This window comes from Ktedonobacter racemifer DSM 44963 (assembly GCF_000178855.1).
GTDB lineage: Bacteria > Chloroflexota > Ktedonobacteria > Ktedonobacterales > Ktedonobacteraceae > Ktedonobacter > Ktedonobacter racemifer.
Genome location: NZ_ADVG01000005.1, coordinates 1,151,952 through 1,165,814 on the forward strand (window position 1 = coordinate 1,151,952; position 13,863 = coordinate 1,165,814).

The 13,863-nt window shown below is 53.1% G+C and carries 12 protein-coding genes; 5 read left to right on the forward strand and 7 right to left on the reverse strand.

Annotated features, from left to right (window positions below; all coding sequences use genetic code 11):
* Nucleotides 1-38: 38 nt before the first annotated feature.
* Nucleotides 39-923 (reverse strand): TIGR03619 family F420-dependent LLM class oxidoreductase, encoded by an 885-nt coding sequence (locus KRAC_RS59010; RefSeq protein ID WP_052569445.1) that lies wholly within the window; start codon nucleotides 921-923, stop codon nucleotides 39-41.
* A 1,590-nt stretch (nucleotides 924-2,513) separates the two neighbouring features.
* Here KRAC_RS59010 and KRAC_RS80780 point away from each other — a divergent pair.
* Nucleotides 2,514-3,071 (forward strand): YciW-related (seleno)protein, encoded by a 558-nt coding sequence (locus tag KRAC_RS80780; protein WP_476629974.1) that lies wholly within the window; start codon nucleotides 2,514-2,516, stop codon nucleotides 3,069-3,071.
* Nucleotides 3,072-3,104: 33 nt separating this feature from the next.
* Here KRAC_RS80780 and KRAC_RS73445 read toward each other — a convergent pair whose 3' ends face one another.
* The 5 genes from KRAC_RS73445 to KRAC_RS73450 all read right to left on the reverse strand — a co-directional run bounded on the left by KRAC_RS73445 (nucleotide 3,105) and on the right by KRAC_RS73450 (nucleotide 8,614).
* The gene (locus KRAC_RS73445; protein ID WP_157508365.1) at nucleotides 3,105-3,281 is read right to left on the reverse strand and encodes a hypothetical protein; all 177 of its coding nucleotides are present in this window, start codon (nucleotides 3,279-3,281) and stop codon (nucleotides 3,105-3,107) included.
* A 395-nt stretch (nucleotides 3,282-3,676) separates the two neighbouring features.
* Entirely contained in the window at nucleotides 3,677-4,468 is a 792-nt protein-coding gene (locus tag KRAC_RS59025; protein WP_007923346.1) for a TRADD-N-associated membrane domain-containing protein, read from the reverse strand.
* 697 nt (nucleotides 4,469-5,165) lie between these two features.
* A complete protein-coding gene (locus KRAC_RS59030) occupies nucleotides 5,166-5,483 on the reverse strand; it encodes a hypothetical protein (RefSeq protein ID WP_007923347.1) in 318 nt (105 codons plus the stop codon).
* Nucleotides 5,484-5,507: 24 nt separating this feature from the next.
* Nucleotides 5,508-7,307, reverse strand: coding sequence for a group II intron reverse transcriptase/maturase (gene ltrA / locus KRAC_RS59035; RefSeq protein WP_007913605.1), 1,800 nt, complete (start codon nucleotides 7,305-7,307; stop codon nucleotides 5,508-5,510).
* A gap of 563 nt (nucleotides 7,308-7,870) precedes the next feature.
* A complete protein-coding gene (locus KRAC_RS73450; protein ID WP_007923348.1) occupies nucleotides 7,871-8,614 on the reverse strand; it encodes a BAR domain-containing protein in 744 nt (247 codons plus the stop codon).
* A gap of 44 nt (nucleotides 8,615-8,658) precedes the next feature.
* On the opposite strand from KRAC_RS73450, the gene KRAC_RS64840 reads away from it, so the two are divergent.
* From KRAC_RS64840 to KRAC_RS59070, 4 genes are all read left to right on the forward strand, one after another.
* On the forward strand, nucleotides 8,659-9,396 hold the full coding sequence (locus tag KRAC_RS64840) for a hypothetical protein (protein WP_007923349.1): 738 nt from the start codon (nucleotides 8,659-8,661) through the stop codon (nucleotides 9,394-9,396).
* Nucleotides 9,393-9,821: a hypothetical protein gene (locus tag KRAC_RS59060; RefSeq protein ID WP_007923350.1), complete on the forward strand. Its 429-nt coding sequence runs from the start codon at nucleotides 9,393-9,395 to the stop codon at nucleotides 9,819-9,821. The genes KRAC_RS64840 and KRAC_RS59060 overlap by 4 nt, the downstream gene beginning before the upstream one ends.
* A 62-nt stretch (nucleotides 9,822-9,883) precedes the next feature.
* Nucleotides 9,884-11,251, forward strand: a complete 1,368-nt coding sequence (locus KRAC_RS59065) for a baseplate J/gp47 family protein (RefSeq protein ID WP_007923352.1) — start codon at nucleotides 9,884-9,886, stop codon at nucleotides 11,249-11,251.
* 147 nt (nucleotides 11,252-11,398) lie between these two features.
* Nucleotides 11,399-12,751 carry an RNA-guided endonuclease InsQ/TnpB family protein gene (locus tag KRAC_RS59070; RefSeq protein WP_007923358.1) on the forward strand — a complete coding sequence of 451 codons (1,353 nt, stop codon included), beginning with the start codon at nucleotides 11,399-11,401 and terminating at the stop codon, nucleotides 12,749-12,751.
* An 88-nt stretch (nucleotides 12,752-12,839) separates the two neighbouring features.
* Here the strand turns inward: KRAC_RS59070 and KRAC_RS59075 are convergent, their stop codons facing one another.
* Nucleotides 12,840-13,829, reverse strand: coding sequence for an aldo/keto reductase (locus KRAC_RS59075; protein ID WP_007923359.1), 990 nt, complete (start codon nucleotides 13,827-13,829; stop codon nucleotides 12,840-12,842).
* Nucleotides 13,830-13,863 lie beyond the last annotated feature (34 nt).

Sequence of the window (13,863 nt, forward strand, 5' to 3'; positions counted from 1 at the left end):
GGCAGTCAGGGCCTCCCAAGTCATTCTCCTTTACTGAATTACTGAAAATGGGGTGCGACCTGCTCGTTGAAGTAGTGTAGGGTCTGGAGGTTGGGAATGCGGAAGATAAAATGCGTGACGCCGATGGCCTGGAATTGCTCCAGTTCCTGGCGCACCTCGCTCGCGTTGCCGGCGATGTAGTGCTTCTGCGGGTGGCGCTGCACCTGGGCAGGATCAGCGGAAGCGCTCAGCGTACCCAGGTAGGTTAGCTTAATCTCGTCGGGATTACGTCCGATGCGCTCGCAATGCTGGCGCAGGATCGCCAGCTTACGCGCATATTCCTCGACTGGGCAGGAGTTGAAGTTCCACCAGTCCGCGTGGCGCGCCACAATTGCCAGCGTGCGCTGCTCCCCACCACCCCCAATCAGAATAGGAATGGACGGCTCAGGCCGGGGCGCGCAATAGGCATCCTGTATTTGATAGAATGCGCCCTCGAAGCTGGCGGGCTGTGACTGCCAGAGCGCACGCAGGATATTTACCGTATCCTCCAGCTGGCTCATGCGCTCCTTGACGGAGGGAAAGGGATACCCATACGCCCGGTATTCATCCTCCTTCCAACCGGCGCCCACACCCAGGATCAGGCGCCCACCGGTCAAGGCCTGAATATTGGCCGCCATCTTCGCCAGCAGGGCGGGATTGCGGTAGGATTGGGAGAGGACCAGCGTACCAACCTTGAAGCGCTGGTACTGCGCTGCCAGGTACGTCAGCGTCGTCAAGGCCTCCAGGTGATCGTTTGCCCCCACCTCAAGATGATCCTCCAGCCAGAGCGTCGTAAAGGCGGGAGAGAGCGCCTCGACGCACTGCCGGTTATACTGCATCAAATTCTGAAAAGAGTCCCCAGGATTGGTCGGACGCAACATCAAACCAAAATCAACCTGTGCCAAAATACACCTCCAAAATCTACTACATCTATATTCTTTTCTTTCAGTCTCCTCGGCGGAGTGATTCCCTCGGCAACATGATACATATCCTCTCTGGGAGCGCGTGGTTATCCTTTCAGTCCCCTCCGCGGAGCACAGGCCTCTGTGAGTCAGAGTTGCACCAGATAATGACCGGATCTCCAGGAAGCTTTCAGTCTCATCTACAAAGCAAAGCTCACTGTAACCGCGTGCCGCCCGCGTATAACTGGGCGTCCTTCCAGTACTTTCAGTCTCCTCTGTGGAAAGATTTCCTCTATAACACCACCACGTGGCAGGCGGTTTCCCCGTTCTGGATCTCTCAGTCTCCTCTGTGGAGAGACTCCCTCCGTAGCTATGACACTGGCCTCCGGTTAGACTGACTTCCATTACTTTCAGTCTCCTCAGCGGAGAGATCCCCTCCGTAACTCTGAACACCTCATTTTGCAACTGCGCATCACTCGGTGACTTTCAGTCTCCTCGGCGGAGTGATTCCCTCTGTAACGTCAGGTCAGACTGAGCAGGGAATCTACTTCATCCACTTTCAGTCTCCTCAGCGGAGTGATTCCCTCTGTAACTTCGTCGCGCCTGCGTAGAGTTGCGCGTCCTTCCAGTACTTTCAGTCTCCTCTGTGGAAAGATTCCCTCTGTAACTGCTGGCTCAGGCCTGTGGCGCCCGCGCGGTCTCATTGACCTTTTAGTCTTCTCAGCGGAGTGATTCCCTCTGTAACCGTCACTGAGGCACACACGACCTTCATATGCCTCAACTTTCAGTCTCCTCAGCGGAGAGCCCCCCTGTAACACTCCAAGCCCCACCGTGTTGCCGCTCGTCCCCATGCACTTTTAGTCTCCTCAGCGGAGTGATCCCCTCTGTAACCTTTCGATGCAGTACGAGGCCGACCGGCTCCCCATGCACTTTCAGTCTCCTCACACGGAGAGATAACCTCTGCAACTTTGCACACTTTTTCGAGACACGACCACTGAGAAGTTACTTTCAGTCTCCTCACATGGAGACGATTTGCTATCAGTCATGAGGTCTGGCTAATCTCACAAATGGACCATTACCTTTGCAGTAGTATAAATGAGACTCCAGGGGTTGTCTATATGGAAGAGATGAAAGTAAAAGAAAGAACCAGCGGGTGAGAGAATTGGCCAAAATATTGATCAGCTTATCCCCAAAACTGTGTCAGAGCCGTAATCCGGTCCATTCATACTCAAGGGCCTATTTTGAAGCATGGCTGGACGGCTACCGAAGAGTTCGGCCTTTCAACCGACATGACGAACAAGCCGTTGCAGCATTCAGCATTATCGGTGATTTGCGCATAGTCGCCTGGAAGCTTGGCGTAGCCCGTTCATCACGCGGAAAACCACTCCTTGGGATAGCAGATCTCCCAGGCGTCGTAGATACGTGGCTTGAGTGGGAGCGCGAGAAGACGCGATGACGTTATATTGGTAACATTGGCTCTTTTCTGGCTTCCCTTCGCCGCGTAGCATAGAATGATGCTAGATTTATATTCGCGCTTCGCTTCTCTAATCATATGAAGGGGAGATGCATATAGCAAGGAAGGAAGCCCAGATCATGGCACGAATCGACGGGGTAAATCCCGAAGAGGTAGATGCGTATACGCGCAAAGTCCTGGAGGCCCAGGAAAAGACATGGGGAGCGCCGCTGCTCAACCACCTGGTATATGCACGACGGCCCTCGATCTTTCGTGGGGCGCGGGCGATGTGGACGGGTATCGCGACTTCAGGGTTGATTGATGAAAAGTTGCAGGCACTGGTCAACCGGCGTGTGGCCTCGCTCAACGGGTGCGAGTTCTGACAGGATATCAATGCTGCCGTGGGCAGTAGTCTGGGTATCTCTGATGAGAAGATTCTCGCGCTGGCCGATTACGCGACCAGTCCGCTCTATAGCGAGGTCGAGCGTGTAACGCTGGAGTACGCCGATAGGATGACGATCACCGGGCGCGAGGTCAGCGATGAATTCTTCACCCGCCTGCGTGAGTTCTATAACGATAATGAACTGGTCGAATTGACGGAGATCATTGCCTGGGAAAATGCCTCAAGCAAATTTAACCGGGCCCTGCGCATTCCCTCACAAAAGCTCTGGAAGCGCGAAGAGCCCGCCGAACCTTAGGAAAGCGGGTGCTTTACGTCAGTCTTCGAAAGGTCAAAACACGTCAATGACAATCAGTACGGCGAGAACGCATAGGGGGAAGACCAGAGCGGTCAGGGCCATGCGCTGCTCGAGAGCGCTTCCGCAGATTGCTCCCACGAGGTAACATCCCCAGATGCCGCTCAGCAGGAGGAGACGACGAAACGAGGCTTGCTGCATCGATTCGCGCACAACCTGACCAATCCGCCGTTCTGTGGACTGCTGGCGCAGCCAGGACAGGGCCCTTGAGTATGAATGGACCGGATTACAACGCTAACGTTGTAATCCGGTCCATTCATACTCAAGGGCCTTTTTCAACCAGTGAGGCCGGTGTTTCCTCTTCTCTCTACCTCCTCAGAAGGGCATCTTTCAACCAGCTGGGCCGAAGCTGCTACTCTCTCGTCACAATGCTGTAAACCAGTTGAGCCGAAGAACCAATTTTTTTTTGGGGGGGGCGAAGACATGGGTTTGACCACGAAAAAGTGGAGGGTTTGATCCCAAGGCAGAAAAAGAAAAATCGGCCCGTCAAATAAAGCTGCTCTTAAAAGAATGCTCAGACCTTGAAATGGCATTACTTGACCGGCTCTCTAGAGGGATTTCTTGTCTTCTGACGGTGGGGTTGGAGACTGTTTATGGATGGCACCATTGACAATCACGCGAATAATTTCAGAGCGCGTGTTCTGTTTAATCTCGCCTTCTAAATTTTCACACATACTATTCGCAAGAAGAATCCATTGGGTGCTTTCTAGGCTAGAACGAAAAGTCGAGAGTTGATCAGAGGCTCGCCTATGGAGCAGGAGATAGGTTGATGCTGAAACCTCTATGATGGCACCGCTGATAACGCTGATAATAGAAATTTCAAGAGATTTCTGAAAGAGGACAATACCAACGGCCGTCAGAAAAAAGCCAAAGCCAATACCACACCAGACCAGAGACCAACGAAGGCTCTGTCTTGATTGTTCCAGCCCACTTTGATAGTAGCTATTAATGATGGCAAGTTGAGATGCGGCAACTTCCTGAATGTTACCAGGATTAACACCGGCAATGTTTGCAACAGCTTGAGAGAGAGGGGATTTCGATTGCTTGAGGAGTTCCTTCAAAACTTGTGTATTCTCTTGTTGGGCGCTGACTTGCTGGCTAGTCATATTGCTCAACACGGTTGCACTCTGTTGCTGGTAAGCAAGCTGCTCTTTTAAGAGGTCCATCTGATCTTCGGAAACCTCTGCAAGCTTCGTTAATTGCTCGGAAAGATTTTCAAAGGTGCGTATATTCTGCAGGGTACTCTGATTTTGGCTCACCACTTGTTGCTGGATGAGAACCTCAAGCTGATCAATACTTTTTGCGAGATCTTCAGGGTTGGTAGATGAATTTTGGCTCATAGTCAAAAGGTACTCCTTCACCTTCTACAACAGGATAGGCTACTCTTAGAGTACCGTGTCTTCTTCCTGTTTTCAAGGTTTTTACCCGCAAATGAGGTAGGGCTAGGATCACTGCAAAAATCTATCACAAGATTGCCTTGTGATAGATTTTTGCAGTGATCCTAGCCCTACCTCATTTTACCCCCATGTTGGCAGTGCCTGTGAAGTATATCCTGGCACTGTTTCACGCTCCCAGGCCGATCGAGAGCAATCAGGCAATATGATGTTGTGAAGCATCTTTTGGCAGCGATTCTGTATTGTGTAGCATATTGTAGCTCTTAGACTCGTTTGGTGATACGGATTGCGTATGCAAGAGCGCACCAAGCCCTTGCACACCTTCGAGAGCATGGAGAGGATTCAGCATAGCCCTTCGCTGTTCCCAGGCCGATCTGGTTCCATTTCTTCTCACCAAACGAGTCCATGAGCCAACATATGCTTCACAGGATTGTCTTTTCTCTCAAAATACGGTATGCTTGTCTTAGGTTGAGTTGTCCCTCGTAGGCCACCATCCACTTTGCACCGTTCTGCACTATGGAATTACGCTATCAGCAACTCTCACCAGTCAATGTCGAGTCTGCCCACGAGATCTTGCGTCTATGTGGACTAGATATGCAGGAACGCCTGGGTTTGAACCATTGGGTGCCTCCTTATCAGGATCTCACGCCACTTCCTTTTCTTGCGCATCTAGATGTAGAATGCCTGAATCTTGCAGGCGAAAGACCAGATGGCGTCCATCTGGTAAGTTTGGCTGTCCTTGAGCAACCTTTGCACACAGCGTTTCCAAATCTCGGTTGAGTGCGCGGTCGTTAAATCGCTTGAGTACGACCTCAACTCGCTCCCGTCCCCAGAAGATGCGCCCCGGCAACTGAAAAAAAGGCTGCAAGCGGTGCCAAGTTGCATGAGCGTACTCGACTGGAAAATAGTGATCACGCACCCATATACCCAAATTCGCGAGAGCCACCTTGAAGATCGTCATCACTTGATCTTTGTGGTTGTTAAACTAAGCAGGAGGATCGCCCCTCCCGCTCGTCTTCAAAACCGGACTTGCGCCTTTCAACGCATCCGGCTCCTCAATGATTTGGCTTTTGTCATAAGCACCGGCAACACGTTTTGCGTGTCTTACATCATGGCAATGTCGATGGAGTGCGAATTTATTGCTCAATTCTTCTCCACCTCCTTCCTTTTTGGGGGTAATGTGATCGATTTCTATCAGATCTCCATCTTGAAAGAGGAGTCCACACCATCGGCATTTTCCTTCTTGTTTTTGGAGGAGTTTGCCTTTGGTGCTGCTCAGCATTGGGTGTTTGCTCAGTCTTTGACTCCAGTAGAGTAAGTCTCCATTGTATGGGCTTGCCGTCCCTCTTACTTTGGTATGGCGTTGGATATGCGTGAGATCATGGCTCCATAAGGTGGCTTTTTCGTCTTTGAAAATCCATCCTGCGCCATCCTCAACATGCCAATATTTCCTGGCTATCCATCGTTTCCCTTTGTTGGGGTGTCGTCGTCTCCCCCATTCTTGGAGTTGCTGAAACAGATTTCTCCTGCATCGCTGGAAGGTTTTGGCGGCTACCACGGTCTTGTGATAATTTGTCCATCCACGTATCACCGGGTTCAACTTGTTGATAAGTTGTTCTTGGGATACATGGCGGTTTTTCCGAATGATTTCTCCCAATTCCGCTATATGGCGTTTCTCTGCTTCTTTACTCGGTTTGATGATGGTCTTGAACCCCAGTGGACGCTGATGGAGTTTTCCTGAGTGCGTTTTCCCAACCGGGAATTGCCTCACAGTCCATCCCAGGAAATCAAATCCTATCGTTCCTTGATATTCTTGGAGCGTATGTGTAATCCTGGTTTTACTGGGCTTCATTTCTAATCCCATGTCCTTGATCCATGCTTCTAGCACTACTTTAGCCTTGAATATCCCTTCTTCCGTTGGATGAAAAACCACAAAATCATCGGCATATCGGACAAAGTTTGGTTTCCCTTCTTTGGGTCTATATGCTTCTGTTAGAGCTATTTCCATCCCGTGAAGTGCGATATTTGCTAATAACGGTGAAACGACTCCCCCTTGCGGTGTGCCGCTCGGTGTTTCTTCAAACACCCCGTTATCAGCATAGCCAGCCTTCAACCACGCCCGGATCACCCGTTTGAGCGCCGGGTAGGTTTTCAGTTTTTGAAGCAGTGCCTCATGGTTGATGTTATCGAAGCACCCCTTCAGATCCGCATCTAAGACATATTTTGCCTTTTTGTTGATCTGCATATAGATGGCTCCGATGGCATCATGACACGAGCGTCCAGGGCGAAATCCATAGCTGTTCGGCTCGAATTTTGCTTCCCATTCTGGCTCTAGTGCTTGTTTTACTAGATGCTGGTGGGCGCGGTCGAGCATGACAGGTATGCCTAACGGCCTTTTTTCCGTTTTTCCCGGCTTTGGAATGTATATTCGTCTGACCGGTTGGGGCTTCCTGTGTCTTATTCGTTTCGGGTGCAAGAGATCAGCCATTTCCAACCGTTGTTTGGGGTGGACAGATTTGATTCCGTCTATCCCTGCGGTTTTCTTGCCCTGATTCTCCTGCGTCACCCGCCGGACAGCTATCATTCGCGCTGCTCTGGATTTCATCAAGAGTTTTTGGAGTTTGTGGACTGCTCTCACGTTGCCACGTTGTTCGGCTCGAAAGATGCGCTTTTGTATCCTATACACATGCCGCTCAAACTTGCGCCAGGGCAGCTTGTGCCAACTCTCACTCTCAGGGTCAAGTGGCATTTTCCGCTTCACCCTAGGTGCCTTCGTATCTGTCATACTACTTGTGCCTCTTTCTTCCAGATCATTGTGCCGACGTTAGCCTATCTAGGGCATTACCCCTAGCATTCGCTTTTTCGGCAATCCTTCCCTCAAGCGCATGCGGCCTGGTCGCCTGCTCATTGTATCGACCATCAATGAGAGCGGTTTTGAGGGTTATCCCGTTCCGATCATCCGTTTTGCGCTCCGTTAGGCTTGTACTATCCACCGAGGATAGTGTTGGGTGAGATGATGCGGTCTCGACAACCACATCACGTTTGCTAGTCATTTGGATACTGCTAGCCTTATCCTGTTCCCTTTTGGGCAAGTCTTTCAGTCTGTTTGACTTGTTGTACGTTACGATGGTTCAGCCGTACATTCAGTTTCCTTAGCCATAGGAGCCTGGCTCAGAAGTTCACCGTCGTCAGACTCACAGTTGCTTCTTTGATGCCCGCTTCGTGGATTGATGACCAGTCGCTACCACGGGGCCTTGCTGTTCCGCGTTCACCTCGCGGGTGAGGAATTGCGCCTCACATCGGATGATCAGTTGTCAAAGTTCATCACCTTGCCAGTCGTCCTCCCGCTTATGCAGCGAGTTTAGACTGAACGGGTCGCACGTCCAGTTCGTACATTTCCCGCTCCTGTCGTTCTAGATCCTCAAGTGCTCGGAGTAACTCACGTTGTTCTCTACAGTACTTCTCGCACTTCGCAAACTCCTTGTTGCTGGTGTGATAGGCTTTCCACTGGCGCTGCTGGTACTCCTCAATTTCGGCATCAGCCCCAGCCTTCTCCTCTTTGATCGTTTTGTGCCGAAGCCAGTGCTCGACGCCTTGCTGCTCCATCTCCATTTGATGCTCGTTAAGGACGCGATAGAGCATGTCGGCTCGTTCTTTCGTCTGTTGACAACGTTTCCGGTACAGCTTACTCGCGTTGTGCATACGCTTGCGAGCTCCATCTGTCCACCGCTGCACGTTCTCAAGCCGTTTTTGCAACGCTTCTCGCTTTTTCGTCACTTCAGAGTTGGCGACGACGGTTTTTGCATAGCCATGATTGGTATCGATGCCAAGCGGGATAAGCCAATCTCGAATAGCATTCTCTTGAGCAGGCCACCGTCGAGTGTAGCCCCGGCCACCACAATCTCCTCCGCTTCCGTGATCATACGTGGGGGCTCGAAGCTGCGCCCTCCATCGGTTGAGCGAGCCAGGCCAACCCGAGTCAGTTTCTCTGCCGCCTATGATACGTTCCGCTCGGCACTTTGGCGCTATGGCTATCTCTGCGGCTGGAACGAAGAGTTTTACCAGTACGCGATGCGCAAGCGAGAGGAACAAGCCAATACCTCAAAGCCAGCACGCGACGAGAGGGGGGAACGATAATGCGCCCTTCTCGCTATCGTCCAAACCTGGAAACCGAGCAGCCACCGAAACAGACAAAGTGCGTCACCAGAGCTCCGCGAGTGGACATAGACACGCAAGACCAGATCAACGAAGACGCCTTATATGACACACGCACCCATACCAGCGTGGTCCGTCAAAACCTCTACCAGCCAGCCCAGATGAACGGGCAGGTGACGCGCCGAGTCAGTGTCCATGTTCACAACCAACCCAGGCAGCAGAGGCAGCCCCAGCAGCCGCCTCTCTTGCCCGTTGGGACACCCAGGCCGTTTCAATTTCCCCGCTGGCCTCTCTATGGAGGACTCCTGGGCCTCGCGATGGTCGGGGGATGGCTTGGAATGAACATGGGACAACAGGCGTTGCAGGGGTGGCAAGATGACCTGCACTATGGACGCCCCCGAACCTACCAGACTGACGCCGTTGTCGGTCACAATCACGACACCAGCACAAACCCATCCCACTTCATGGTGCTCAATCTGCATGGCCAGATTACGGTCATTGAACTGCCCGCAGGCGACCCGAGCAAAACACACATCTACAAAACAGGAATGAACCTGTTAGGAAGTGGGCAAGACTTGACCCCGGCACAGGTCGCATTCAAAGACCTGGATGGAGATGGCAAGCCGGACATGATTGTTTCTGTTGGAGGGCAAAGCGTCGCCTTTAAGAACGAGAACGACACGTTTAGTGCTACACCTATGAAAGAGGTCAAAGAGTGATAGCCACACAAGCATACCCCATCCAGGACGAGCACCCACAACGCCCCCAGGAGAACGCCCCTAGGGGAACATACAGAACCATACGCATGTTGACTCAACGGGTACACGACCTTATGGGCGTGACCTTTAGCGGAGAAGATAAATATGTGGTTATCGCATGTTCCGAGACCATCACAGCCACCCTTGCCCTGAACTTTCAGACCACATTCCAGACGGAGCGCCCCATACAAGCGGTTCTTGTCTCGTATGGCAAAGCCAACCCGTCAGGAGATGGCTATATCATCATCCGTTGGCGTGGAATCGTCCCAGAGAGCTTCTTTGACCAACTCGACCAGTTTACTAGAGAAATCGCTTACTACATGACCTTTAGCGCAGGCCCGCTCGATATCTGTCGAGCACCGTGGGACGGGACCACCAACGCCTAATGTTTCTGGGAAGAGTCACATCACAGTGTGCTCTTCCCTCTCCTGCCGTTTGGAGGGAACCCATGCAAGACAATATGTACAACGACCTGGAGCAGATGCTCCGCGAGCTTGACCCGGAGCACCAGCAGGCGTACACGACAAACGACATACCACACATCGAAGCCAAACAGGAGTACGACCGCGAACACCGTATGTATGACATTGAGATCCACATTTACCCCAAGGAGGAGGCAGAGGAGCCAGCCAACACGGTTAATAGCCTCCCACCCCATCGATCAGGAGCCAGAACCAGGAGAGCGAAGGTATTACAGTGGGTAAGAGCGCACACACGTCCTCTTGTGGCTCTCAGCCTCATGGTATGCGCCTGTGCGCTTGTTGTGGGCTGCCTACTGTATGTGTTGCCCTTCTTAATGACGACGACAACCGTGACACTGGTTCCCGTCTCACGCACGCTAGAAACCCGTTTGACCGTGACTATTGGGGGGAGCACTGACAGGACACATAGTCAGGTGCCGGGAAGGATACTTCCCACGGTGACCATGAGCCAAGCGCGCATGGTTGCCACGACTGGGAAAGCCTACCAGGACGCCCAGAGCGCACATGGGTATATCACGTTCTATAATAGCGCGACCTATGCGCAGACCATACCCGCCGGAACCCTTGTCACTTCAGCCAACGGGGTACAGGTGATTACCGATCAAGATGTGACTATAGACGCGGCAAGCTTTCCCACCTTTGGGCAAGCGAGCATCAGTGCCCACACGACCCAGGCAGGACCAGCAGGCAACCTGAAGGCAGGCGTGATCTATGGCCCCTGTTGTCGTGTGAATATCTCTGCCGTGAACGGAGCCTTTAGCGGAGGGCAAGACGCACGCGACTACCAGAGCGTGACGCAGCACGACATCGACACCGCAGGCGCAAGCCTGAAAGCCAGCCTTGACCAGAGCACCATCGCAGCTCTCCAAACCCAGGTCAAGAGCACCGAGACATTAGCAACCCCTTTGCACTGTCAGCAGAAGACGAATAGCAACCACCAGCCAGGGGAGGAAGCCACTAGCGTACAGATCACGCTTGACGAGACGTGTACAGGCATGGTCTACCAGACACAAGTCCTACAAACACTCATTACCCAGGCACTTACCATCCAGGCGAGGCAGCGGTTCGGAACCGGGTATACACCAGAGGGAGAGATACAGGTCACGACCACGGCACAGGGAACAACGACCATGCAGGCAACAGGGACACAGACATGGGTGTATCAGTTCTCTCTGGCCGAGCAGGAGCGCCTCAGGGCCAGCATTGCAGGCAAGAGCCAGGCCCAGGCCAAGAGCCTTCTACTCGCACAATCAGGAATCCAGTCGGTTTCTTTCTCTAATAACGCGACCCTCCCAGACGCTCAACATATCCGCTTGTTGTTCCTTACCTACTGACCTGGGAGGAGAAGAGATGTCCATCAGCAAAAAAATCAGTTCTGAGCAGAAATGGAACAAACACCAGGACGCTCTGCACGAAGCACGTCATTGGGAAAGCTGGAGATAGGCCGGGCAGCGTTCGCGCCCCTCTCGAAAGTGAACAACATGCGGCAGATCATCACCGCCAAACTCAAACTCATAACAAGCCCAGAGCAGTTTGAGGCCCTGGGCCACACGCAACTGGCGTATCGCGATGCCCTCAATGCGGTGAGTCAGTATGCGTTCGAGCAGAGCAAAACCAGCAGTGTGACCCGGCTGCACAAAGGGATGTACGCCGAGCTTCGTGCTCGGTATCATCTCCCTTCCCAACTCGCCTGTAGCGTGGAGCGGCAGGTGGCCGCCACATACAAAGGATTGTGGACCAAACTCAAAAAGAATGCCGAGCATCGCCGTGCGAAAATCACAAAAAAGCGCTTCAAGGGCCTGGATCAGCCGCCGCACTACAGTTCCCCGACGGTGCAGTACACCTATGAGCGAGACTATACCTTTCAGAGAGAGAGCCGAGTCAGTGTCAGCACGCTTAATGGGCGAATCAGTCTCCCTTACCAGGGCTATGACAAGCACATCGCATTGATCCGGCAAGGAGCCAGGATCGGGGATGCCAAGCTCTGGTACGACCAAGCCAGGAAAACCTTCTATCTGCTCGTTTCCCTCTCCATTGAGGTTCCTGAGCCAAGAGCCGACCACCTGCAAGAGGTCGTCGGAGTGGATGTGGGGATTCGTTACCTGGCCGTAACGTCCACCTCCACAGGCAAAGCGAGCTTTCACCCAGGCAAACGAGTTCGACACCAAGCTAACCACTACGCACGACTACGCAAACGCTTGCAGCAAAAAGGCACTCGCGGCGCGAAACGTCGGCTGAGACGCATCGAGCAGCGAGAGAGACGGTTAAAATTGCACGCCAATCACACCCTCGCCAAACAGATCGTTGAGCAGCACCCACACACCCTTCTTGGGCTAGAAGACCTCACCCATATTCGAGAGCGAACCAGGCGCAGGAAGCGCAAACGCAAGAAGAACGGCAAGGGCTATGAGCCTGTTTCTGTAAAGGCTCGCAAAGCCAATCGGGTGTACTCGCAATGGTCCTTTGCCCAGCTTCACACGCTCATCAGCTACAAGGCCGCGCTTGCCGGATCGCTCGCCATCAAGGTGGATGCGAATGACACCTCAAAGGCGTGTCCCATGTGTGGGCATACGGCCAAGGAGAACCGCCCGCGAAAAGGGTTGCTGTTCGTGTGCCAGCAGTGTCATTACTGCCTGCACGCCGATCTGGTTGGTGCAAGAAATATCACGATGAGAGCGCTCCTGGTCCGGCAGGACTGGAACAGGACGGGATGTTTGTCAATCATCCCTGATGCCTCGGACCGTGAAGCCAAAGCAGCGCGCCTGCGAAGGTACGCTGAGTTGCGGTGGAGTCCAGAGGTAACCAACAAGCCTCCGGTCAGAGACCTGAGGTGATTGACTATGCAACACGCCTCTGGAAGAGAGCATCTGGGGGCTGTGTGCTTATGGCACACAGCCCCCAGATGCTCTCTTCCACTCTCTTCTACCAGCGGGAGTGGACGCTGGTGCGGAAGCGCCGGTCATAGAGTTCCTGGATGCGCTTCATGGTCTCATCGCTCAGCGCGGGGAGTTCTGAGGCAGCAGTGTTATCCTCCGCCTGCTGTGGATTCTTCGCCCCGGCAATCACCGTCGAGGCCTCGGGGAACATCAAGATCCAGCGCAGGGCGAACTGCGCCATCGTCGTTCCCTCGGGGACCAGGTCCCGTAGCTCTTCAACCGCCTTCAGACCCTCCTCATAGTCCACCCCGGAGAAGGTCTCGCCCTGGTCAAAGGCCTCGCCATGACGGTTATAATTGCGGTGATCGCTCGTGGAGAACTGGCTCTGCGCGCTAAACTTGCCCGTCAAGAGGCCGCTGGCCAGAGGGACACGCACGATGACGCCAACGTTGCGCTCCCGTGCCGCCGCGAAGAACTTCTCGGCGGGCTTGAGGCGGAACATATTAAAGATGATCTGCACGCTCTTGACGTTGGGATATTGTATGGCTTTGAGCGCCTCTTCCACCTTCTCGACACTGACGCCATAATTGCGGATCTTGCCCTGCTGCTGCAAATCATCGAGGATCGCAAATACCTCGGGCATATCGTAGACCTCAGAGGGTGGGCAGTGCAGTTGCACCAGGTCCAGGGCCTCGACGTCGAGATTGCGCAGGCTACGCTCAATAAAGCCTGCCAGGTTCTGGTGATTGTTGTACCCTTCAGCCGTGTGGGGATTGAGGCGACGGCCCGCCTTCGTCACGATAATAAGCTCTTCTTTGCGCGCTTGGCGCACCTGGGCAATCAGTTGCTCGGAATGGCCATCACCATAGACATCGGCAGTATCAATGAAGTTCACGCCCAGGTCAATAGCCTTATTGAGGGCCGCAAGCGCGGCGGTATCGTCTTGCTGTCCCCAGGCATCTCCGCCAATTCCCCAGGCCCCAAAGCCAATCTCAGAGACATTCCAGCCAGTTCGTCCAAACGAACGGTATCGCATATATACACAACCTCTCTTCTCAACAGAGAATTTT

Bases quoted from the DNA above. Each gene is read 5' to 3' on its own strand.
- KRAC_RS59025 (WP_007923346.1), bottom strand. From the start codon at position 4,468: ATGAGCCAAAATTCATCTACCAACCCTGAAGATCTCGCAAAAAGTATT.
- KRAC_RS59030 (WP_007923347.1), bottom strand. From the start codon at position 5,483: ATGACGATCTTCAAGGTGGCTCTCGCGAATTTGGGTATATGGGTGCGT.
- ltrA (WP_007913605.1), bottom strand. From the start codon at position 7,307: ATGACAGATACGAAGGCACCTAGGGTGAAGCGGAAAATGCCACTTGAC.
- KRAC_RS64840 (WP_007923349.1), top strand. From the start codon at position 8,659: ATGCGCCCTTCTCGCTATCGTCCAAACCTGGAAACCGAGCAGCCACCG.
- KRAC_RS59065 (WP_007923352.1), top strand. From the start codon at position 9,884: ATGCAAGACAATATGTACAACGACCTGGAGCAGATGCTCCGCGAGCTT.
- KRAC_RS59070 (WP_007923358.1), top strand. From the start codon at position 11,399: ATGCGGCAGATCATCACCGCCAAACTCAAACTCATAACAAGCCCAGAG.
- KRAC_RS59075 (WP_007923359.1), bottom strand. From the start codon at position 13,829: ATGCGATACCGTTCGTTTGGACGAACTGGCTGGAATGTCTCTGAGATT.